This is a genomic window from Acinetobacter calcoaceticus DSM 30006 = CIP 81.8 (assembly GCF_000368965.1).
Classification (GTDB): Bacteria; Pseudomonadota; Gammaproteobacteria; order Pseudomonadales; family Moraxellaceae; genus Acinetobacter; species Acinetobacter calcoaceticus.
Window position 1 is genome coordinate 191,227 of record NZ_KB849779.1, and the last position, 23,417, is coordinate 214,643.

Annotated in this window: 24 protein-coding genes and 1 pseudogene; 18 read left to right on the forward strand and 7 right to left on the reverse strand. The window is 39.5% G+C overall.

The window, feature by feature from the left end; genetic code table 11:
• Positions 1-65 precede the first annotated feature (65 nt).
• The 6 genes from F936_RS03280 (at position 66) to rdgB (ending at position 6,126) form a co-directional block, all read left to right on the forward strand.
• The gene (locus F936_RS03280) at positions 66-749 is read left to right on the forward strand and encodes a Fe2+-dependent dioxygenase (RefSeq protein WP_004641069.1); all 684 of its coding nucleotides are present in this window, start codon (positions 66-68) and stop codon (positions 747-749) included.
• A gap of 459 nt (positions 750-1,208) precedes the next feature.
• Positions 1,209-2,906: a 2-isopropylmalate synthase gene (leuA, locus tag F936_RS03285; protein WP_005044886.1), complete on the forward strand. Its 1,698-nt coding sequence runs from the start codon at positions 1,209-1,211 to the stop codon at positions 2,904-2,906.
• Positions 2,907-2,988: 82 nt separating this feature from the next.
• The gene (gene metX / locus F936_RS03290; RefSeq protein ID WP_004641065.1) at positions 2,989-4,149 is read left to right on the forward strand and encodes a homoserine O-succinyltransferase MetX; all 1,161 of its coding nucleotides are present in this window, start codon (positions 2,989-2,991) and stop codon (positions 4,147-4,149) included.
• Positions 4,149-4,742, forward strand: coding sequence for a methionine biosynthesis protein MetW (gene metW / locus F936_RS03295; protein ID WP_001217230.1), 594 nt, complete (start codon positions 4,149-4,151; stop codon positions 4,740-4,742). The genes metX and metW overlap by 1 nt, the downstream gene beginning before the upstream one ends.
• Positions 4,739-5,326: a tetratricopeptide repeat protein gene (locus tag F936_RS03300; protein WP_016801941.1), complete on the forward strand. Its 588-nt coding sequence runs from the start codon at positions 4,739-4,741 to the stop codon at positions 5,324-5,326. Before metW ends, F936_RS03300 begins: the two co-directional genes overlap by 4 nt.
• A 173-nt stretch (positions 5,327-5,499) precedes the next feature.
• Positions 5,500-6,126, forward strand: coding sequence for an RdgB/HAM1 family non-canonical purine NTP pyrophosphatase (rdgB, locus tag F936_RS03305; RefSeq protein WP_005044888.1), 627 nt, complete (start codon positions 5,500-5,502; stop codon positions 6,124-6,126).
• A 245-nt stretch (positions 6,127-6,371) separates the two neighbouring features.
• Here the strand turns inward: rdgB and F936_RS03310 are convergent, their stop codons facing one another.
• Positions 6,372-7,247 (reverse strand): AEC family transporter, encoded by an 876-nt coding sequence (locus F936_RS03310; RefSeq protein WP_005044891.1) that lies wholly within the window; start codon positions 7,245-7,247, stop codon positions 6,372-6,374.
• 252 nt (positions 7,248-7,499) lie between these two features.
• Here F936_RS03310 and F936_RS03315 point away from each other — a divergent pair, with 252 nt between their 5' ends.
• From F936_RS03315 to F936_RS03335, 5 genes are all read left to right on the forward strand, one after another.
• Positions 7,500-7,718, forward strand: coding sequence for a Sec-independent protein translocase subunit TatA (locus F936_RS03315; RefSeq protein ID WP_003654829.1), 219 nt, complete (start codon positions 7,500-7,502; stop codon positions 7,716-7,718).
• Between the two features lie 12 nt (positions 7,719-7,730).
• Entirely contained in the window at positions 7,731-8,168 is a 438-nt protein-coding gene (gene tatB / locus F936_RS03320) for a Sec-independent protein translocase protein TatB (RefSeq protein ID WP_005036974.1), read from the forward strand.
• The gene (gene tatC / locus F936_RS03325) at positions 8,165-8,935 is read left to right on the forward strand and encodes a twin-arginine translocase subunit TatC (protein WP_005044893.1); all 771 of its coding nucleotides are present in this window, start codon (positions 8,165-8,167) and stop codon (positions 8,933-8,935) included. Before tatB ends, tatC begins: the two co-directional genes overlap by 4 nt.
• A gap of 174 nt (positions 8,936-9,109) precedes the next feature.
• A complete protein-coding gene (locus F936_RS03330; RefSeq protein WP_005044896.1) occupies positions 9,110-11,062 on the forward strand; it encodes a PhoX family protein in 1,953 nt (650 codons plus the stop codon).
• 207 nt (positions 11,063-11,269) lie between these two features.
• Positions 11,270-13,603 (forward strand): PhoX family protein, encoded by a 2,334-nt coding sequence (locus F936_RS03335; RefSeq protein ID WP_003654819.1) that lies wholly within the window; start codon positions 11,270-11,272, stop codon positions 13,601-13,603.
• Positions 13,604-13,651: 48 nt separating this feature from the next.
• Here the strand turns inward: F936_RS03335 and F936_RS03340 are convergent, their stop codons facing one another.
• On the reverse strand, positions 13,652-14,431 hold the full coding sequence (locus F936_RS03340) for an NRDE family protein (RefSeq protein WP_005044898.1): 780 nt from the start codon (positions 14,429-14,431) through the stop codon (positions 13,652-13,654).
• A gap of 93 nt (positions 14,432-14,524) precedes the next feature.
• On the opposite strand from F936_RS03340, the gene lgt reads away from it, so the two are divergent.
• The 7 genes and pseudogenes from lgt (at position 14,525) to msrA (ending at position 19,411) form a co-directional block, all read left to right on the forward strand.
• Entirely contained in the window at positions 14,525-15,343 is an 819-nt protein-coding gene (gene lgt / locus F936_RS03345; RefSeq protein ID WP_005044903.1) for a prolipoprotein diacylglyceryl transferase, read from the forward strand.
• A gap of 78 nt (positions 15,344-15,421) precedes the next feature.
• Entirely contained in the window at positions 15,422-15,781 is a 360-nt protein-coding gene (locus tag F936_RS03350; RefSeq protein ID WP_005044905.1) for a hypothetical protein, read from the forward strand.
• Between the two features lie 11 nt (positions 15,782-15,792).
• Positions 15,793-16,162, forward strand: a pseudogene (locus F936_RS03355) (hypothetical protein); the annotation flags it as partial.
• 162 nt (positions 16,163-16,324) lie between these two features.
• Positions 16,325-17,167, forward strand: coding sequence for a thymidylate synthase (gene thyA, locus F936_RS03360; RefSeq protein WP_005044910.1), 843 nt, complete (start codon positions 16,325-16,327; stop codon positions 17,165-17,167).
• 44 nt (positions 17,168-17,211) lie between these two features.
• Positions 17,212-17,721, forward strand: a complete 510-nt coding sequence (locus F936_RS03365) for a dihydrofolate reductase (protein ID WP_003654807.1) — start codon at positions 17,212-17,214, stop codon at positions 17,719-17,721.
• A 14-nt stretch (positions 17,722-17,735) separates the two neighbouring features.
• Positions 17,736-18,791 carry an Lnb N-terminal periplasmic domain-containing protein gene (locus F936_RS03370; RefSeq protein WP_005044913.1) on the forward strand — a complete coding sequence of 352 codons (1,056 nt, stop codon included), beginning with the start codon at positions 17,736-17,738 and terminating at the stop codon, positions 18,789-18,791.
• Between the two features lie 95 nt (positions 18,792-18,886).
• Entirely contained in the window at positions 18,887-19,411 is a 525-nt protein-coding gene (gene msrA / locus F936_RS03375) for a peptide-methionine (S)-S-oxide reductase MsrA (RefSeq protein ID WP_005036987.1), read from the forward strand.
• 57 nt (positions 19,412-19,468) lie between these two features.
• Here msrA and F936_RS03380 read toward each other — a convergent pair whose 3' ends face one another.
• The 5 genes from F936_RS03380 to F936_RS03400 form a co-directional block, all read right to left on the reverse strand.
• Positions 19,469-19,873: an ExbD/TolR family protein gene (locus F936_RS03380; protein WP_003654800.1), complete on the reverse strand. Its 405-nt coding sequence runs from the start codon at positions 19,871-19,873 to the stop codon at positions 19,469-19,471.
• The gene (locus tag F936_RS03385; RefSeq protein ID WP_004641039.1) at positions 19,873-20,493 is read right to left on the reverse strand and encodes a MotA/TolQ/ExbB proton channel family protein; all 621 of its coding nucleotides are present in this window, start codon (positions 20,491-20,493) and stop codon (positions 19,873-19,875) included. Before F936_RS03385 ends, F936_RS03380 begins: the two co-directional genes overlap by 1 nt.
• 43 nt (positions 20,494-20,536) lie before the next feature.
• The gene (locus tag F936_RS03390) at positions 20,537-21,292 is read right to left on the reverse strand and encodes an energy transducer TonB (RefSeq protein WP_005044915.1); all 756 of its coding nucleotides are present in this window, start codon (positions 21,290-21,292) and stop codon (positions 20,537-20,539) included.
• 382 nt (positions 21,293-21,674) lie between these two features.
• Positions 21,675-22,538: a formyltetrahydrofolate deformylase gene (gene purU, locus F936_RS03395; protein WP_005044919.1), complete on the reverse strand. Its 864-nt coding sequence runs from the start codon at positions 22,536-22,538 to the stop codon at positions 21,675-21,677.
• Positions 22,539-22,613: 75 nt separating this feature from the next.
• Positions 22,614-23,306, reverse strand: a complete 693-nt coding sequence (locus F936_RS03400) for a TetR/AcrR family transcriptional regulator (protein WP_003654791.1) — start codon at positions 23,304-23,306, stop codon at positions 22,614-22,616.
• Between the last annotated feature and the right edge of the window lie 111 nt (positions 23,307-23,417).

Here is a 23,417-nt window from a genome sequence, read left to right on the forward strand (position 1 = left end):
ATATAAGATAGCCTCATCACGAGGCTATTTTTACAAATGAAGTATCTATTTAAAAGGTGTTTGCTGTGATTCATCATATCCCTAATGTTTTAAGCAAAGAGCAAGTTGCTGAGTTTCGTAAGCTCATGAAAGAAGCGAGTTGGGTGGGTGGAAAAGTAACTGCTGGCACCCTATCGGCTTCGGTTAAAAGAAATCAGCAACTTTCTGAACAAGACCCGCTTACACATCATTTAAGTGATATTGTGATCAAAGCAATTTGGCAAAATCCTGTGTTTCAGGCTGCTGCTTTACCTCATAAAATTATTCCACCACTTTTTAACCGTTATGATGAACATGAAAGCTTTGGTTTCCATGTAGATAATTCTATTCGCCTGATCCGTGGGACTTCTGAGCAGCTCCGTACCGATTTATCTTGCACATTATTTTTAAGTGAGCCCGATGAATATGAAGGTGGTGATCTGGTTATCGAAGATACTTATGGTTATCACGAAGTCAAATTACCAGCGGGTGATGTCGTACTCTACCCTTCTACTAGCTTACATGAGGTAAGTAGTATTACATCAGGTACTCGATTTGCCTCTTTTTTCTGGGTACAAAGTTTGGTACGCGATGATAGTAAGCGACACCTTCTATTTAATCTAGATGAAAGTATCAGAGCACTACGTAAGACACACGGTGATAGTTATCCTGAAGTTATGAAACTCACCAACATTTACCACAACTTAATTCGCATGTGGTCAGAACTGTAACTACATTTATTTTTGCCTTATTGAGACCATTTAATCTTTTTTCCCTCAATAAGGCAAAATATCGAAAAATATTTCCCACAAATTAGAAAGTAGCGCAAAATTAGAAAATTATTTTCTAATTTCCGAGATTAAAATTATTATAAGAATTTTGCACAACGTGTAATCATTGTTTAGATGTGATATATCTAAATGATAAACATATTAGCAAACCACCAAACTTATTATTTCACGGTCTAGAGATGAAAACGAATTACTTGTTTGCCCAGCCTACTCAAGCAAGACATCATCTGCAACTCCTGATGCTGCGCCTCGCGCGCGTATAAATATTTTGTCTGCTTTTTAAAGCAGCACTTCGAAATTACCTTTAATTTTTCTCAATTAGATACCATATATAACCGTAGAGACGTTGCCTTTTAAATATATCCAGAGCAACCGCGCTACGAGACAAGGAGTTTTCTCATGATGTTGGCTGACCCAAGCAAAAAATACCGCCGTATGTACCAACGAGTGGATTTACCAGATCGCCAATGGCCAAATAACGAAATTACAAAAGCGCCAATCTGGATGAGCACCGATTTACGTGACGGTAACCAAGCAATTTTTGAACCAATGGACATGGAACAAAAATTCAAAATGTTCAAAATGCTTGTAAAGATCGGTTTTAAGCATATTGAAATCGGCTTCCCTTCTGCATCTCAAATCGACTTCGATTTTACCCGCATGTTGATCGAAGAAAATCATATTCCTGATGACGTATACATTGAAGTCTTGGTTCAAGCACGTGACCATTTAATTGAACGTACTTTTGAATCTTTGGCAGGTGCTAAACGTGCGATTGTGCATATTTATAACTCTAATTCTCCAACCTTCCGTCAAAAGGTGTTGAATGTAGATGTTAATGGTGCAAAACAGTTAGCAATTAATGCTGCTCAAAAAGTTAAAGAGTATGCGGCGCAGTATCCTCAAACTGACTGGATTTTCCAGTACAGTCCAGAGTGTTTCTCTGCAACAGAATTAGAAGTCGCTAAAGATGTCTGTGATGCCGTCACAGAAATTTGGGATGCACGTCCTGACCATAAAGTTATTTTAAACTTACCTGCGACTGTAGAAGTGTCTACACCAAATGTTTATGCAGACCAAATTGAATGGATGCATCGTAATTTGGCACGTCGTGATGGCGTAATCATTTCTGTTCACTGCCACAATGACCGCGGCTGTGGTATTGCTGCATCAGAACTTGCAATTATGGCAGGTGCTGACCGTGTTGAAGGTTGTGTGTTTGGTAATGGCGAACGTACGGGTAACGTTGATGTTGCAGCGATTGCATTGAACATGTATACCCAAGGCGTAGCGCCAGAATTAGATTTCTCTAACATTAATGAAGTGATTGCAACGGTTGAAGAATGTACTGGTTTACCTGTACACCCTCGTCACCCATATGCAGGCGACTTGGTATTTACTGCATTCTCTGGTTCACATCAGGATGCCATCAAAAAAGGCTTTGAGTACCAGAAAAACGAAGAAATCTGGGATATGCCTTACTTGCCAATCGACCCGAAAGATTTGGGCCGCGACTACGATGCAGTTATTCGTGTAAACAGTCAGTCTGGTAAAGGCGGTATCGCTTACTTATTAGAGGCGAACTACAACGTTGTATTGCCGCGTCGTTTGCAAATCGAGTTCAGTCAAGTTGTTCAACAATATGCTGATGACAATGGTACAGAAATTAATGCAAAAGAAATCTGGACCTTATTTAAAGACACGTATGCTGATGTGAAAAACCACCATTACACAGTTAAAAACTACAGATTATCTGACATTAATGGTACTCAAATCATCGAACTTGATGTTGATGTCGAAGGTGAAACACAACAACTTCGCGGTGAAGGTAATGGACCAATCTCTGCATTCTTAAATGCGCTTCAGTTACCAATTGACGTGTTGAACTATGAAGAACGCAGTATTAGTTCAGGTGCAAATGCGAAAGCGTTAACCTTAATTGAACTTCAAGTGAAAGGTACAGGCAGAGGTTCATTTGGTGCAGGTGTTCATGACAATACAGTCACCTCATCAATTGAAGCAATTATTGCATGTACTAACCGTTTGATTGATCAAGGCGTTTTAAGTACAGATCAGGTTGTTGCCGCTGCTGTTTAATTAAAAAAAGACTTTGGAAAGGATACCTAGCTTGGTATCCTTTCTTTTTATTCCTGAAAGATTTAAAAGGCGAAATGTTCCCGTGTCTTTTCCAGCTGATTCAGTGGGGTTAGTCACTCCGCAAAAGTTCCAATTTGAAGAACCATTACATCTTGAATGTGACCGTGTTTTGCCACGTTTTGAATTAATGGTCGAAACTTACGGCACTTTAAATGCAGATAAATCAAATGCTATTTTAATCTGTCATGCCTTATCTGGACATCATCATGCAGCGGGTTATCACCACGAAGATGATAAAAAAGCTGGCTGGTGGGATAGTTGTATTGGCCCGGGTAAAGCAATCGACACGAATAAGTTTTTTGTAGTTTCGCTAAATAATATTGGTGGGTGTAATGGCTCAACTGGCCCAACTTCCCCAAATCCTGAAAATGATAATCGCCCTTATGGACCAGATTTCCCATTAGTAACGGTACGTGACTGGGTGAAAACTCAGGCCATGCTTTCTGACCGGTTGGGTGTAAATATTTGGTACGCTGTTATTGGTGGCTCTTTAGGAGGCATGCAGGCACTACAATGGTCAGTAGACTATCCTGACCGCTTACAAAAATGTGTGATTATTGCCAGTGCGCCAAAGCTTTCAGCACAAAATATTGCCTTTAATGAGGTTGCACGCCAGTCTATCTTGTCTGATCCAGACTTCCATCATGGTCGTTATTTGGAAAATGATAGCTACCCAAAACGCGGCCTGATTTTGGCTCGCATGGTGGGTCATATCACCTATCTTTCTGAAGAAGCCATGAAACAAAAATTTGGTCGTGATTTAAAATCAGGCAAATTTATGTACGGTTTTGATGTCGAGTTTCAGGTCGAAAGCTACCTTCGTTACCAAGGCGAACAATTTAGCCGTAACTTTGATGCTAATACTTATCTCATCATGACCAAAGCATTGGATTATTTTGATCCATCACGTGAGTACAACCACTCGTTAACAGACGCGATGGGTAAAACAAAATGTCAGTTCCTGATTGTTTCTTTTACAACAGACTGGCGTTTTACACCAAGTCGCTCTCAAGAGATTGTTGATGCACTCATTACCAATCATAAGCCAGTAAGTTACCTCGATATTGATGCGGAACAAGGACATGACTCGTTCTTATTCCCGATTCCATTGTATGTAAAAACAATGCGCGCTTTCTTAGGCGGTGAAGAACTCTTAAAATCGACGTCACTGGAGGCAAGCTAATGCGTATTGATCAACAACTGGCAGAAAAGTGGATTAAACCAGGCTCAAGCGTACTCGATTTGGGGTGTGGTGATGGTGAATTACTCGCTCATATGAGCCAAAAGCATCAAATTCGTGCTTATGGCTTAGAAATTGATCAAGAAAAGATTGCAATTGCCGTCAGTCGCGGGTTAAATATTATTCAACAAGATTTGAATCTCGGTTTGAGCCGTTTTGCTGACCAGTCTTTTGACTATGTGGTTATGGCACAGGCTTTGCAAGCTGTAGATGCACCGGATGTTTTATTAAGAGACATGGTGCGTGTGGGTAAACAGGCAATTATTACTTTTCCAAACTTTGCGCATTGGAAGACTCGTTCTTTTCTTGCATTAAAAGGTATGATGCCTGTATCGGATGCTCTACCATATATGTGGTATAACACCCCCAATATTCATTTATGTACATTTAAAGATTTCGAAGCACTTTGTGCGGAAAATCAGATACAAATTATTAATCGACTCGCCGTCAATGGAAATCAGCAGGGAAGCCTGTTAAGCAAACATGTTCCTAATTTGTTTGGTGAAGTCGCTATTTATCGAGTGAGTGCACTATGAAAAAGACATTATTTAGCACACTATTTGCAGGACTGCTAAGTATGCAGGCTCATGCAGATTATATCGCCCAGCCACAATCGGTTGCGAGTCAGGCTGCACGCTTTTCAACAATGGGGGTTAATGACCTTCAGAAAGCTGCAAAAGCTGGTCAAGCAGGCGCACAATTTTACCTTGGTACACACTACCAATATGGTAAAGATGTAGAAAAAGATGAAAAGCAAGCTTTCACATGGTTTAAAGCAGCAGCTGATCAAGGTTTATCGCCAGCACAATTAAACGTAGGCCGTATGTATGCCGACGGTATTGGTGTTAGAAAAGATGAGTCAATGGCTCGTAAATACTTCGAGAAAGCGGCAAGCAATGGTGATAACCGTGCAAGCTATAACCTCGCGATGATGGAAGAGCAAAAGAAAAACTACGTAGGTGCTTACCAGTGGTATGAGCTTTCAACTCGTGATGGCATGCTGGACAATAAAGTAATTAGCCTATCAGAAGGTAAGAAAACTGCTCTTGCTGCTAACTTGACTCAAGAACAAATCCGTACAGCACGTGACCGTGCAGACAAATGGATTCAAGCACAATAATAACGGTTCATCCGTAAAAAACCTTACTCGACTAAAACCACCTTGTATGCTCTACAAGGTGGTTTTAGTTTAGATCATCTCATTTATATTCTATTTGTTTCCCTCTATATCCCCTCTTAAAAAACACGTAACATAACTCACGTTCGATATTAGCTATAAAGTTTGGTTTTATTATGTCTACCCCACATTGGTTTGATCAGGGCAGTTTAGTTCTTGCCAGCAATAACAAAGGTAAAGTCGCAGAGTTTGAAAAACTTTTTGAACAGCTTAAGTTACCTGTAGAAATTATTCCTCAAGGTCGCCTTAATATTCCTGATGCAATTGAAGATGGCTTAAGCTTTATTGAAAATGCCATTATTAAAGCTCGTCATGCCTCTCAAATTTCAGGTAAACCTGCTATGGCTGATGACTCAGGCATTTGCGTTCCTGTCTTAGGCGGTGCACCTGGTATTTACTCAGCACGCTATGCTGGAGAACACGGTGATGACGCTGCGAATAATGCCAAGTTACTTAATGATTTATTACCATTTCGTAAAAATGGTGAAGTGATTGAAGGCATGTTTGTATGTGTACTTGCTTTAGTGACTCATGCTGAAGATCCTTTACCACAAATTTTCCAAGGCATCTGGCACGGCGAAATTTTAGAAGCTGCACGTGGTGAAAATGGCTTTGGCTATGACCCACTGTTCTGGTTGCCTGGGTTACAAGTTTCTAGTGCTGAATTGTCTAAAGAAGACAAAAATAAAATTAGTCATCGTGGACAAGCGATGCAGTTATTTAGAGAAAGCTTGCAGAAGTAAAACTTTATATAGCATTTATTTAGTTTAACGTTAAAACCATTTGCTATCGTGCTAGGCGACATGGATGTCGCCACGTCACTGCCTTGCGCAGATTCCCAAAGCAGTGCTTCGGAAATTGCTCAGGATGTGTCGTCAGTTCGACAAATGGTTTTGTTACTTTTGACGAAACAAAAGTAAATATTGCCTACATACAGAAAATAAGCATATGACCACTATTCTAAGGCCGTCTTATCTAATCCTCTTACTTAGAAATAAAGATGTAAAAACACTGCATAAATCGCAATACACACACAACTCACAATCGTCCCAGAAGCAATATAAGCCGCAGATCTTCCCGTTCCCTGATAATGTGTTTCTAGCGCTACAATATTGGCCGCTGGTGGCAAACAGAACATTAAAAACATCACTCCAATGTGCTGGCTCATATTTGGAATGGGTAAAAATCTATAAGTAAGTCCACAAAGAATAAAACCACACACCACCTTAAAAGCTTGAGCTTTCGTACTGTAAATTAAGTCTTTTACATGAACTCGAGTACGGCGCAGCCACATTCCCAACACACACATTCCAGCAAAAGTCATCACGAACTTGGCAACTTCATAGACCCAGTGTATGGCAGGATGTTCGATATGTTGAGCACCAAGAAGTCTAAGTAGAAGCGCGCAAAAGATCGAAATACATGGTGGAGAAGACAAAACTTTTTTTAATATATTGAGCTTACTTTGCGGTGCAGTTGTTACAGCAGTCACAGCCCAAGCATTGCCAAAAAGCGACATCCCAATATATAAAGCGACAATCGGAGCAGTAGCTTGGGGGCCAAATAAAGCCATGGCAAAAGGAAAGCCGAGCCAGCCCATGTTGGTATAACTTGCACAAAGTGCTAATAATCTATCTTTAAATAAAGCTAAATAAGCAAAGAAAATAAGAAATGCTGAACCAAAGCTAAAGAGCATTAAACTCAAACTACCCGGTTGATAAAATACCATGTTGTAAATAATAACAACTGGGATCAGTAAGCGGGCAAGCCAAGCGGAAAGAACAGGCTTTATCGTTTCTGAAAGAGAAGTCTGGGCAAGTAAAAGTCCAGTGATGAACGCCAATATTGGCAGTAATAACGCCACGTTTGCTCCTCTCACCCATCAAAATCAGTTTGTTATGCTACACCTTTTCAAAGTGAAATGTACTCTCCTTTTCAAGTAATTTAAGCTTCTCTTTTTTAACCCTTTCTAAAATAAAAAAACCAAATACATCCTTTATAAAACTACCTTTTAGATTTTGACTGACGGCCATTGTCTTAAAAATGACATATAAATGTCACATTCCTGTCATGGCAACCTGTTGATATAAAGCGAACTAAAAAGAGGTATAAGATCATGGCTGGTTTATCTATTTGGCATGTCGTTATTTTTGCAATTGTCGTTATTTTATTATTTGGTACATCTAAATTAAAAAATATCGGTAAAGACGTAGGCGGTGCAGTAAAAGACTTTAAAAAATCAGTTCGTGAAGAAGACGAAGCTGCTGCTCTTAATACTCCACGTACAATTGATGCCCAAGTCAAAACGCCTGACAGCACATCAGTAAAAAGCTAAAGGTTTTCAACCATGCTTGATGTAGGAATGACAGAGCTACTCTGTTTTGCAATTATTGCAATTTTAGTTTTAGGCCCAGATAAACTTCCGGAAGCTGCCCGCTTTGCTGGTCGCTGGTATGTTCGCCTAAAACGTTATATTACTAATTTGCAAAATGATATTGATCAAGAGTTGCGTCTTTCTGAATTTCGAAAAGAAATGCAGGATGAACTCAACCGCATTGAAGCACTGGAACGGAAAGTACAACAACAACTCGAAGAAATACAAAAACAGAATATTTCCGAAACTGTAGATAAAACTGAGGCTTCTAAAATATTGCCAAAGCCTATTCGGATATGTCTGCCTATCTCGGGTCAGTATAAAGTGCCGTACATTGGAAGGTTTATTCCTTTTGTATCGACACCCGAAATTTCAGAGACATCTCCCGTTAACTTGAAGATTGCCGTATGAACCAACTGCCTTCAACCACTGTAAATTCTCAGGAAAATCTAGACCAAATGCCGATCATGAGCCATTTGGTTATTTTAAGACGTCATTTATTTAGAATTGTTGGGGTAACATTATTTTTATTCTTTTGTTTATTACCCTTTCGAAATAATACATACCAACTATTATCTGAACCTTTAAGGCTGCAACTTCCGACATCATCTTCAATGATCGCTACAGATGTGACTGCAACCTTTATGGCTCCATTTAAATTAAATTTATTTGTCGCGCTCGTGTTAGCAATGCCATTTATTCTTTATGAAATATGGTCTTTTGTTCGCCCTGCGTTGTATCAAAAAGAACGACATTTAGCGATTCCGTTACTCATTGGCAGTATTGTTTTGTTCTATGCCGGAGTTGCTTTCGCATACTACATTACCCTTCCTGCAATTTTACATTTCTTTATTAGTGTATCACCTGAAACCGTCGCACCTATGACAGATATTAATAGCTATTTAAGCTTTTGCTTAAAGCTATTTTTAGTTTTTGGTCTCACTTTTGAAATTCCTATTGCAACCCTACTACTCATTTTAATAGGCGTAGTAGACACAAAAAGTCTTGCTGAAAAAAGACGCTTTATTATTGTGGGATGTTTTTTTGTGGCAATGTTCATTACACCGCCAGATGCAATTTCAATGGTAATGTTAGCCATTCCAATGTGGTTGCTTTTTGAGCTCGGATTACTCTTTGGTAAAATTCTTGAGAAAAGAAAAACTCATTCTGCTGAATAAAATGATTTCTAAGAAAAAGCCTGAACCTTCAAGTTCAGGCTTTTTGTATAGAACACTTTTTAATCTACAAAGCAATAAAGTGTCTTCAAAGTGACTTAAAAATGTAAGAAAAGTGTCATTTTCAGTCCATAGAATCAACTCAACAAATATACCCACAAAATTTACGGATTTCTTATGACAACTGCTTCTACTCAACCAACGCGTCGCGAAATTTTAAAATGGTTCTCGGGGATTCCTTTTCTACCATTAGGGGCGATGGCTACGGCAGCAACGTTAGCAGGTTGTAATGATAGTGATGACAGTTCAGTAGTCACTCCAACACCACAACCAAGCAAATTAAAAAATGCAAAATTCACAACAATGACGGCGCCTACAACTGCAGCAGACCGTGCCACAACCTTAGTGAACTCTAAATTAGAAATTGAATGGGAAGACTCAACCACTACTCCATATCAATTAGCATATAAGCCTTTCTTTAAAACAGGTGATAGCGTACCAAAACTTGGTGGTGGAACAATTATCGCTGGTGGTTATTTTGATGTTAACGGCAATCCAATTATGGATAAGTCTGTTGCGGGTAAAGAGCGTCAGTTCTTTTCAGACTGTCCAGATGGTTCATCCTTAATTCAGTTAGAAGGTGCGAAAGTTGATGGTGTCGCAAATCCTGTATTCCATGTTGTTCAATTTGAGTACAACTCAAAGGACCAAGCAGGTGGAGATACTTACGGTCAATTACCTTCACCAATTGCAATTTTGACTTTAGATCAAGACCAAAAAACTGGTCATCTAGAACTTAAAAAATACTTCAACGTTGATACTGCTCCAGTCCACGGTCTATGGATTACTTGCGGTGCTAGCCTATCGCCTTGGAATACTCACTTATCAAGTGAAGAGTATGAACCTGATGCATTCAATCAAGGCATTGGTGGAACAGATCCCAAATATCTTGGTAAATACTTCTTTGGTGATGAAACTAAAGCAAACCCATATAACTACGGTCATTTGCCAGAAGTAACAGTTAACCTTGATGGTACTGGTAGCATTAAAAAACATTACTGCTTAGGCCGTATTTCTCATGAACTTATTCATGTGATGCCAGACAACCGCACAGCACTTATGGGAGATGACTACACAAATGGTGGTTTCTTCATGTTCGTTGCTGACAAGGAAAAAGACTTATCAGCAGGTACGCTGTATGTTGCTAAATACATCAATACTTTAACTGAAACTTCAACTGCGAGTATTCAATGGATCAAACTTGGTCATGCGACAAGTAAAGAAATTGAAGATTTAGTTGCGGGTGGAATTAAGTCAACTGACATTATGGAAAGTTTAACAACGAACCCAAATGATGCCAGCTATACTGAAATTACTTTGGCAAAGAAAACGCTTTGGGTCAAACTTAAACCAGGTATGGAAAAAGCAGCGGCTTTCTTGGAAACACATCGTTATGCAGCACTAAAAGGTGCAAGTATGGCGTTCACTAAGATGGAAGGAACAAACGTGAATATTAAAGATAAAGTGGCCTACTCTGCTTTAGCTAATATTCAAGATTCAATGGTCGTGGGCGGTAAAGGTTATGTTGCAGAACATAATGTAGGGTTCTCTAAAAAAATTACTGCTGGTGGGGTTCTTGCACACAAGTTGGGTAATAGCTTTACAGACAATGAAGGCAGCTCAATTAATAGTGAATGGGTCCCTCTTTACTCATATATGTTATTAATGGGTGAAGATCTTGCTACAGCAGATAAGTTAGGTAATACAGCTCACCCAGACAAAATTGCCAGCCCAGACAACCTGAAATTCTCTGAAACTTTACGTACATTATTCATTGGTGAAGACTCAGGTAATCATGTTAATAACTTCTTGTGGGCATACAATGTAGATACCAAAGAGTTAATTCGATTACTTTCTACACCAGCAGGTGCAGAATCGACTGGCTTGCATGCGGTAGATTCAATCAATGGTTGGACTTATATCATGAGTAACTTCCAGCACCCAGGCGATAGCAGCAGTGTACCTGAGGATGTTAAGGCATTAATTAACCAGAATTACAACAATGGTTATAGCGCTAACGTGGGCTATATTACAGCAGACCCAATTGCACCATCAGTCACAACCAAATAATTTTTAATATGGTCCAAACATTAAAGCTGGCTAAGGTCAGCTTTAATGTTTTTAAATAGAGTTTTTACTTTTTATAAAAATGAAATGAAAAATCACTAGAAGTTTTAACCAACTTATCATCAAAACGTCAACGCCACGTCACATTCACAACCTAAGCTCATGAAGACTTTTAGAACAATCTCTTTATTATTTACTTAGGAATTTCCCATGACAGAGCTGACGCCATATCATGAAGACCAAGAACTGGATAACAATACTTCAGACAACATCCACTTCCGTGACATTTTAGAACAACATGTAAGCCGCCGTAGTTTAATCACCAAAGCAGCAAGCGGTGCTGTAGCATTAACTTTAGCTTCTACATTAACTGGCTGTAATGATAGCGATGATGACTCTGGCTCTAACAATGGTGGAACCACACCTGTAGACCCAAATAAAAGACCAGAAAAACTAACTTTTACAGCAGTTGCAAAAAACCACAACGATATTGTGACTGTACCTGAAGGTTATGAAGCGAATGTCATTTATGCTTTAGGGGACTCAATCAACCCAACCTTTGGAGAGTGGAATGATAATAATATCCCATCGGGTCCAAGTTTCCAGTTCCGCTCTGGCGACTGCCATGACGGTATGCATTTCTTTGGTTTAAATACTTCGAAAAATAACTTCGATGAAAGTGTTTCAGCTGAAGGTTTGTTAGTCATGAATCACGAATATATTAATCAGACTTTCCTTCACCCAAAAGGTCCAACAAAAGTTGATGGACGCCGCCCTGAAGATGAAGTGATTCGTGAAACCAATGCACACGGCGTATCTGTCGTTCATATCAAAAAAGATGCTGCAACTCAAAAAGTAGTAATTGATAAAAGTTCTGTTTTTAACCGCCGTATTACAGCATCAACAGAAATGGATTTTGCAGGTGCAGCAGCTGGTTCTGGCTTGCTTGCAACTCGCTTCTCGCCTGCTGGTCGTCAAACTCGCGGCACACATAATAACTGTGGTAATGGTCATACTCCTTGGGGCACGTATTTAACTACCGAAGAAAACTTTATTGGTTATTTCCAACGTTCAGGTAGCGATGAATATGCACGTACAGATGCAGAAAAAATTGCATTAAAACGTTACGGTTTAGGCGTTAAAAAAGATGAACCTTATCTTTATGAGAAAGATGAAAAAGGTGCGCCTAAAAAAGATAAAGATGGCAAGGTTATTTATTTAAAAGATAAAAATGGTGAGTTAATCCCTAACGTTGATGAACAAGGGCGACAAATTTATTTAGGCGCAAGTTCACGTTACGGTTGGGAAACAGCAATTGGTCAAGTAGAGTCACAAGACTTATATGACCGCTGGAATGCAGATGTAAAAGCTGCACAGCCGACACAAGACTACCGCAATGGACCTAATACATTCGGCTGGATGGTTGAGATTGATCCTTTTGATAACCGCCTAAACCCAGTAAAAAGAACATCATTAGGTCGTTTTGCACATGAAGATAGTGCTTGCCGTGCCGTTGTAGGTCAACCATTAGCATTTTATATGGGTGATGACTCTCGCGGAGAATACATCTATAAATTTGTCTCTACCGCAGTGTGGGATGCTAAAGATGTAAATCGTGGTTATGCTGCTGGCGACAAATATATGAACGCGGGTAAACTGTATGTTGCCAAATTTAATAACGATGGTTCAGGTCAATGGATTGAACTTGCCTATGGCAAAAACGGCTTAAATGAAAGCAACACCACCTACCCTTTCAAATCTCAAGCGGACGTTGTTACATTTGCACGTTTAGCTGGTGACGCCGTCGGCGCTACAAAAATGGATCGCCCAGAATGGTGTACAGTTAACCCAGTGAATGGCGAAATCTATGTAACTCTTACCAACAACTCGAACCGTGGTAAAGATTATGAAACTGATGCCGCTAACCCACGTAACTATACTGACCTTAAAGATGGAACAACCACCCAAAAAGGTAATGTGAACGGTCATATTATCCGTTTTAAAGAAACCGATGACAAAACCACTGCTGAAACCTTCAAATGGGATATCTACCTATTTGGTGCAGAAGCATCTATGGCTTCAAACATCAACTTATCTGGCTTAACTGACAATAACGATTTGTCTTCACCAGATGGTATGTGGTTTGACCCACGTGGTGTGCTTTGGATTCAAACAGACGATGGTGCCTACACCGATGTTACGAACTGTATGATGCTTGCTGCGTTACCGGGCCAAATTGGTGATGGCGCTACTGCAACCACTTCAAATGGCCAACAAACGCTAGTCGGTGCTAAAGTTACAGACTCAACACTACGCCGTTTCTTGGTTGGTCCAAAACAGTGTGAAATTACAGGCATCGCCATGACACCTGACCACAAAGCAATCTTTATTAATGTTCAACATCCTGGCGAAGATTCTGCAAGCTACGCGACACCAGACAGTAACTGGCCTGCAACGCAAAAAGACCCAAGCAACAAAACTGCACGTCCACGTTCAGCAACTGTTGTGATTACCCGTAAAGATGGCGGTGTAATTGCTGGATAATTTGTTATCGTAATAAAAATGCCGGTCAATTGATCGGCATTTTTATTGCTATCGATTTAAGAGAACCTGCTGCTGCACAATTTGACCGCTGTGCTCACCTTGTTGAGTCTTTTCTAACCATACCCACTCATTATTAGTCATTCTTAGAAAGTTCGAACAGCGTGTTCCATACACGGGACTTTGAATAAAGGTTGATGATAGCAACTCTTCCATTTCTGCTTGAATGCCAGTATTTGGTAATAATGCCGTTGTGACCTTACGCTCATCTTCCAGAATATCCCACGCTGCATGTTGCAAGGTTAACTCTTCTGTCTGATGTTGAAGCATGGGTAATAGCTCTTGCGTAAAGCGTGTTCGCAAATGTTTAGTTTTTTCCCAATGCTCAGACATCAAACCATTAGAAACTACATAGACTCCATTAGCTAAAACTTGAGGAGCTTCACCGCGGTTACTCATATAGACAGCCTGATCAGCATTGCCCATAAACAAGTTAAAGCCAGCAAAATTCTGTTGTTGCTGTTCTAATTGCTGTGCAAAACGAATCGGCAATAAATCAGACTCTAAAAAAGCCTGAACTAAATGTCCCCGAGAAGTTTCATATGACTTTTGGTCTCGCCCATCACGAAAATTGGTCAAAACAGCCCATCGGCCTTGAGGCGTAACCCCCATCCAAGTACCACCGGACTGTAAGTCCTGCCCTGCAACAATTGGCGTATGTTCCCACTGATGCAACAAAGCTGTGGGGCGATGATAAAACTCGTCTCGATTTGACATAAGACACAAGGGCAGATCATCCAGAACATGCCATGCTAAAGCCACAATACACATTAATTATTGTTCCCTATCTTTACACATTGAATGTACAACATTTTTCACATCATTCCGCTACAATCTGTCAAAACGTAAGATCAAGGAGCAGCAATGCTGACCTATCCTAATATCGATCCGGTCGCAATACACTTAGGACCTCTTCAAGTCCATTGGTATGGACTCATGTATTTATTAGCATTTTTATGTGCTTGGGGGCTTGCTTCCTACCGTGCCAAACAGCGTGATGGCTGGACATCGGACATGGTTTCCGATCTGGTATTTTACGGTGCCCTAGGTGTTGTTCTGGGCGGTCGTGTTGGCTATGTCCTTTTCTATGAGTTTGATAAATTCCTCGAAAATCCGATTTGGTTATTTCAAGTCTGGACAGGTGGTATGAGTTTCCACGGTGGCTTTCTCGGTGTTATGGTTGCTATGCTATTTTGGTGTAAAAAATACCAAAAAACATGGTTCCAAACCCTCGACTTTATTGCCCCATGTGTACCGACTGGTTTAATGTTCGGACGCATTGGTAACTTTATTGGTGGAGAGTTATATGGTCGTGCGGTAACTGACCCAAATTATCCATTTGGTATGATCTTCCCAACGGATCCGTTACACCTAGTTCGCCATCCATCACAAATCTATCAAGCGCTTTGTGAAGGTTTGATTCTATTTATTATCTTGTGGTGGTTTAGTTCAAAACCGCGTCCACGTATGGCTGTTTCTTCCCTATTCTTAATGGGATATGGCGTTGCCCGCTTTGTGATGGAATTCTTCCGTCAGCCTGATGCCGACCAGGGTTTTATTCTGTTTGGCTGGATGACGAAAGGACAGATTCTAACAATTCCAATGTTGCTGATTGGCCTTTGGATGATGTGGTATGCCTATCAAAAGAAAATTTACGACTGGGGTCCACAAAAGAATAGTTAATATCTAAATTAGAGGAGTTTCGGCTCCTCTTTTCTTTTTTATGCTACAGTTTTTACTCTCCCAAGATGAAGATATACCATGCTGGAATTCTGGTTTAACACGCAAGTCCCAACATTTAAAAAACTAGTGATTTTGATTATCACGCTGCTTATTTGTATTGCGCTATATCAATACCAACCACTGCCTTTAGATACGATTCTGATGTTTACTGGAACTGGGGTAATTTTTTTAATCTGCCGTTACTTTAAATTGCACTTTGCTCAAAAAAATCCGACGGGGTTATTTTACCGCCTGTTGACTTGGATACCTATCGCACTGTTATTTGCCCTTATTTTTGTTAAAACAATGCCTAACTTACTGATTTGGGGCGTGCAAGGAATTGCTTTTATGGCACTTGCAGCTTTTATTTTTTCACCGCAATCACTTTTTAATAAATAGGTTTAGTTTTCATGTTGGCTTATTGGTACAACGCTCCGCGCCATATCAAACTCATCTTCATTGTTGCCGTTTGTGTGGCAGTTTACATAGCTAATCAAGTTCAGCCCTTGTCTCCTATTTATACTGTACTCAGCCTTATTTTCGGTTTTGGTTTACATGTTGGACATTACTTAAATAGCAAAATTTCAAATAACAAATCATATAAATCGAGCTTTGGAATTTTAAGCAGCATCTATCCTATTTTTATCATTGTTATTTTGATGTATCTGCTTCCTGCTCAGCATAAATGGATTCTTGCGATACAAGCTTTAGGCTTTGTACTGGTTGGCTTCTTTCTTGTTTCGATTTATCAAAATCGTGCCAAGCGATTTGATTAATTACACCCATTGAAATGTCATAGAACTATTTTTAGATTTTCATCTTGAGCTACAACAGGTATCATCTTCAGTGGTTCATGATGAAGCAGCTCTATTGCGTAATTATTTATCATTGAGCTATCTCCCCCCCTTTATTTTATGGAATTAATCCGAACTCGAGAGTGTTATGCGTGCATATTTAGACCTACTACAACATATCCTTGATAATGGCGGTGACAAAGGCGACCGTACAGGCACAGGAACCCGTTCTGTATTTGGTCATCAAATGCGTTTTGATCTCTCTAAAGGTTTTCCTTTACTCACCACAAAAAAAGTTCACTTCCGTTCTATTGTGATTGAGTTACTTTGGTTTTTAAAAGGCGATACCAACGTCCAATATCTAAAAGATAATAAAGTATCGATTTGGGATGAATGGGCAACAGCAGAACAAACTGCCCGTTTTGGCCGCCCAGAACATGAACTTGGACCTGTATATGGTCATCAATGGCGTAATTTCGGCGCAACAAAAAAAGCCGATGGTACTTATAACCAAGATGGTTTTGACCAAATTAAATGGTTAATTAATGAAATCAAAACCAATCCGAATTCACGCCGTTTAATTATTTCAGGCTGGAATCCAAATGAAGCTGGACAAGTAGCTTTACCACCTTGCCACACGCTTTTTCAATTTTTCGTACAAGATAACAAGTTGTCATGCCAGCTTTATCAACGTAGTGCAGACGTGTTTTTAGGGGTTCCTTTTAACATTGCCAGTTATGCTCTACTCACTCATATGATTGCTCAAGTGTGCGGCTTAGGAGTCGGTGACTTTGTTTGGACAGGCGGTGATACGCATCTTTATGTCAATCATTTTGAACAAGCACAACTTCAATTGACACGTGAACCTTTACCACTATGCCAATTGAAACTGAATCCAGAAGTAAAAGACTTATTTGATTTCAAATTTGAAGATGTTGAAATTGTAGGGTATGAGTCACATCCTGCAATTAAAGCACCAGTTGCAGTATAACGACGACTCAAATTTCATTAGGTTACGGTTTAGAGAATAAGATTATGGCATGGCAAAATGTAGAAGTTGTTCACGTTGTGGCAATGGACAAAAACCACTGTATTGGTAAAGGCAATGCGTTGCCATGGCATATTTCTGCCGACTTAAAACACTTTAAAGAAATCACACAAGGCGGTGTGGTCGTGATGGGACGTAAAACCCTTGAGTCTATGGGGCGTGCTCTACCCAACCGTGTGAACTGGGTGATTACCCGTGACATTAACTGGCAATTTGACGGTGTTAAAGTTGCTTATTCAATTGAAGATGCTTTAAACGCAGCTTTAGAAGATGTAAAAAATACCGAAAAGCAGGCACTGTTCATTATTGGTGGTGGTGAGATATTTAAGCAAACTTTGTCAATTGCAGACCGTCTTGAACTCACTCATGTTGACTTAGATGTGCAAGGTGATGCACATTATCCAACAATACCGAGTGAATTTCATAAAACTGCGAGTGAACAGCAAGTTGATGAAAAATCAGGAACTTCATTCGAATTTGCCACTTATAAAAAATAATTCTATGGATGCCTATGCACAATATCGGAACACGTGAATTTATTACTGCCCTATTTTTGGGGCTGTTACATAGTCTATTCACGCTGTTTATTGTGCTCTCTAGCATTTGGGTATGTGTAGCACTCTGGGTTCAACAACCTTTTGGCTGGTTAGGCAGCCGCATACTCATTGGCATCTGGATTGCTTTTGCGCTCAGTATGGCTGGCTTATATGTTGAAGGCCATATTATTAGCCGCCGTACAGACATCCTGATTTATCTTTTGGCATTTGCTTGTTCTCTCGTTTGGTATTTTTCAATTACTGCACGTCAAGACCGTGACTGGAACCCTGAAGTTGCCAATATGCTGAGCTACGAAAAGCATGGCGATGTGATTACCCTGCATAATGTTCGTAACTTCAACTGGCATCCCGATGGAACCTATGATGTTCGGTGGGAAACTCGAACTTTTGATCTTAACCAGTTGAATGGCATAAACATTATTGCCTCTTACTGGATGGGACCACAAATTGCTCATACATTGGTCAGTTTTGAATTTAAGAATCAACAGCCCTTAGTATTTTCAATCGAGATTCGCAAAGAAAAAACTGAAGAGTTTTCGGCAATTGGTGGTTTTTTTAGAAAATATGAACTTAGCTTAATTGCTTCTGATGAAAAAGATATTGTCTATACGCGTAGTAACATCCGCAAAGAGCAAGTTTATAATTTTCCTATCAACATGCCACTTCGCGAGCAGAAGGCTTTATTTTTAGAATATCTAAAGAAATCTGATGAACTTCGTGCAGAACCAAAGTGGTACAATACCCTCACTAGTAACTGCACCACTCTAATTTTTGATATGGTTCAAGCGATTAACCCATATCAGCTTCCTAAAGATTACCGCCTAATCGCTTCAGGTTACTTACCTAATTATTTATATGATCTTAAAGCACTTAATCAAACTATCAGTTTAAAACAGTGGTATCAAATTGCACACATCAACCCACGTACTGAAAATTTTGAACAGCTTTCAGATCAGAGTAGCGAACATTTCTCTCAAATCGTTCGACAAGGTTTACCAAAACCGAAATAAGTAATGCACTTTTCTTTACTTTTTTATACATGCTTTACTTTGTATTTTAAATACATAAACCCTATTGTAATAGGCAGGAAATAGAGGGAAAAACAATGCAACAGGCATTATTTGGCGGCGGCTGTTTTTGGTGCGTCGAAGCTGTATTTTTACAAATACGCGGTGTAGAAAAAGTAACTAGTGGTTACGCAGGTGGGCACACGACTAATCCTACCTACGAGCAAGTATGTCAAGGAGACACCCAGCACGCTGAGGTGATCTTGGTAGATTTTGATGAAGAGCAAGTAACATACTCCCAGTTACTCGATGTATTCTTCGCGACTCACGATCCAACGACTTTAAATCGCCAAGGTAATGATATTGGCACGCAATATCGCTCTGTTATTTATTATTATAATGAAGAGCAAAAGCAGGCAGCAGAACACACAATTCAAACGCTAAAAGATGATGATCTTGATATTGTGACTGAGTTGTCTCCTGTTCCGACGTTCTATCCAGCCGAAGAATATCATCAGAATTACTATGCAAAGAATCCTTCACAAGGTTATTGCAACTTTGCGATTCCACCTAAGTTGCTCAAGCTATATAGTAAATTCCAGCACCTTATGAAAGATCAATAAATTAGAGCAATAAAAAAGCAACCAATGAGGTTGCTTTTTTATTGCGTAAACTAAATTTTAGTTTTCACTGACAAAGGCAATATCGCTCAGTCCGGCTTCACTTGCGCGAGACATTACCTGTGCAACAGTATCGTACTTCGACTCTTTATCAGCACGAAGTTGAACTGTTGGTTTAACATCACCTTGACCTGCTTCTTGAAAACGTTTTTGAAGCTCATCTAGGCTAATTACTTGAGTATCCCAAGCCACTTCACCATTTGCATTAATACTAATCGTAATTGCTTTTGGTGGTGGATCAATAATTTCAGCAGTTGTTTTAGGAAGCGTTAATGGAATCGATGGGTTGGCAACTGTTGCTGTGACCAAAAAGATGATCATTAACACCAACATAATGTCGATTAGCGGAATGAGGTTCATCTCATTTATGCCACTATCGTGGTCTTCACCCAATTGAAAAGCCATTAAGCTTGACCTCCAACATAACTTTGCTGTGCAGTTTTAACATCAGACTTTACAGTAGAGTCTTGCTGCAACATCGTGTCAATTAACAGGCTATGCGCTTGATCTTGTAAATCATGAGCAAGACCACGGTTAGCACGTACACAGATGTTATAAGCCAATACCGCAGGAATCGCAACTGCAAGACCAAGACCCGTCATAATAAGTGCTTCACCTACTGGTGTAGCCACTTGAGCCAAACCTGCTTGTCCACTTTTACCTACTGCAACAAGTGCATGGAAAATACCCCATACCGTACCAAATAAACCAACGAATGGTGCAATTGAAGCAATTGTTCCTAAAACAGAAATACCTTTTTCAGCATTGACTTTTTCAGCAGAAATTTGACGAAGTAGAGCCTGCTCTGCAACCGCTTTACGTTGCTCAAAACTTAATGGTTGTAACTTTGCTTTTAGCGAAGTGATAGCCTGAGAAAGTTGAGCATAAGCTTGTTGCTTTAATTGGCGAGTCCCCATCAAACGTAAGATGAAAACTGTCCAGGTAGCAATCGACATTGCCAATAAGATGAAATACAGGGTTTTACTCACTGCATCTGCATGTTGCCAATAGATTGAAAAGTTCATATTGAACTCCTGATTAAGGTTAGCCGTTGGGACTCAAATTCATTTAAGGGGTTAAATCAAAGGGTTGCTCTGCTTTAATTGGGTAAGCAACTCCGTTTTCCATATAAGGTTTAAATTTCGCACCGCGAACAGCACGGACAACTTTGTCATCTAGACTTGAAATACCACTACTTCTAGTCACTCGTACATTAATAATCTTGCCTTTTTCATCGGCTTCAATCAGTACCATGACAGAGCGTGCTTCGCCTTGTAAATCTTTTGAAGAAACTGTTAAACGTGGTGAACGACTCCATTGCACACCCGAACCACCAATCGAAACTCGTTTTGGTGATGGATCTGGAGCAGGTTGAGCTTTAGGCGTTTCTTGTACCACTGGCTTTGGTTTTTCAACGACTTTTTCAGTAACAGTAGTTGTCGTTGTCACCACTTTGGTTTCAACTTTAGGTTCTGTCTTTACTGTTTGTTTTGGTGTTTCAGCTTTCTTCACCTGTTGAATCTTTTCCACTTTTTTAGGTGGAGTCACAGGTTTTTCAACAACTTTAACTTCTTTTACCTCTTTCTTAGGTTCCGGTTTTTTTGGCGGTTCCTTTGGCTTAGGAGGTAATGGTTTTGGTTGCTCTTGAATTTTTACGAAACGTACCTGTAAAGGTTTCTTCTCGATTGGCTTTAACTCAGCAGGCTTAATATGGCTGACTGCCCATAAAACCCCGATATGACCAATTGCAACTGCAATTAGTGCTGTGATGACTTTCTTTTTCATCGGATTGGGAGAGTTTAAGGCTGCGGAAGATTGACTCATAAGAATCTAATTACCTAATGGATGATGATTTCAGCTTTCTATTTATAGAAACGATTTCAAACATCGGATAGAACAATAAAGTGCCACAATAATAAATGAGAAGTGTTTTCATTTGCAACTATTTTTTGAGAAAATCATCTGTGCTATGTCATCCATTTGTATCTATTAAGTGCCTTTGCTTTAGTTTTCTCATAGTTACATCAGTGTTGATTACTTGCTCATCATTCACTTAATCAAACTTATATTGCTTGAATAACTTCATATTGAACAAAACCAATGCTATCACAAACCAACTCCATTATTGATATGTTATATCATTTCATAAATATTTTAAATATAAAAAAAACACGCATAAAGCGTGCTTTTTTAAGATAGCGGTTATTTAAAAAACAACAGTCTTATTACCATCAACAATAATACGGTCTTCTAAATGCCACTTCACTGCGCGAGCCAATACATTACGCTCTACATCTTCACCAAGCTCACGTAATTGCTCAACATTATAGTCATGACTCACACGCTCAACATCTTGCTCAATAATTGGGCCTTGATCAAGGTCAGCTGTCACATAGTGAGCTGTCGCACCAATCAACTTCACACCTTTTTCATAAGCTTGCTTATATGGGTTAGCACCCACAAAAGCTGGCAAGAAAGAATGGTGAATATTGATGATTTTCATTTCCCATTTCGCAACAAAATCTTCACTTAAAATCTGCATGTAACGTGCAAGAACTAATAAATCGTTGCCTTGCATCATTTCATCAATTTGCGCATAAGCTTCAGCTTTATTGTCTTTGGTGACTTTAATTACAGAAAATGGAATCCCGAAGTTTTCGACAGATTCACGTAAATCTTCATGATTTGAAATAACATGAGTAATTTCACAAGGTAACGAACCGCGTGCATGACGCCATAACAACTCAAGCAATGCATGGTCAACTTTAGAAACTAAAATACCAACTTTTTTAACATCGCCTACGAAAGCAAGACGCCATTGCATGCCATAACGCTCAGCAACGTTTGCAGCAAAAGTCTGAATTAAGGCATCTTTACGCGATTGTAAATGATCAAGTTCAAATTCAACACGCATGAAATAACGTCCGCCCTGAGCTTCCGTCGCATACTGATCAAGCGCGGTAATGTTTGCACCTTGATGATACAAAAAGCTCGATACCGCTTGTACGATCCCTGGCTTGTCTTCACAAGTAATCAGTAAACGGGCTGTATTGGCAGTGGTCATATTCATTTGGTTAATATCACTTAATTGAGATAAATTTTTTAATAGGCCGAGTATTCTAGCGCCCTAAATAAACAAGCACAACTATTCGTCTTTTAAGGACGATAAGCTAGCAAATAGATCTGAAGGGCCAAGAGATTCAAGCAACTGCTCATACGTTGCTCGGCTTTCACCCATAAGATAAGGGCCTTCAAGGAAAACCATTTGGCGTAATGCTTGCCAGACCCATTTTTCTTCTAAATGGTTATTGTCACTAATATGACCAGACATATATAAAAAGTTTGTCCAGTTTGTTAATACAATCCAGAGGTTAATAATGAGTGCTTCAATTTCCGATGCCGTCATTTTCATAAGACCTGCATCTACAAAGGCTTGATAAATCCTTTGCCCCTGCTGCATGACCTGCCCTGCAAAACGTGGATAAATCTTTTTAAAGTCTTCATTACTTTCAACTAAATGATAAACATCGCGATGAATAAAACGGTAACTCCATAACTGGCCACTTAGTACTTGAAAATAATTGATTTTATCATTAGTCGTTAATGGTCTATCGTCAGGTAAAGAAAGTACTTCCAAAGTCTCGGCCTGATATTGATACATTAATTCCTTAATAATTTCATGCTTGTTCCGGAAATGATAATACAAGTTCCCGGGACTGATACCCAACTCCGCAGCAATATGATTGGTTGTAACCGACCGTTCACCTCGCTCGTTAAAAAGCTGCAAACTGATTTGTAAAATCCGGTCTTTTGTCTTCAGAGCTTTAGGTTGAGACATTTTAATAACCTTTAATAATTCAAATGGTTAAGACTTGAACACATAAACTGACTTGACTATTTAGAGTATTTACTCTAAAAAATAAACATATCAATGTATTTGGTAAGTACC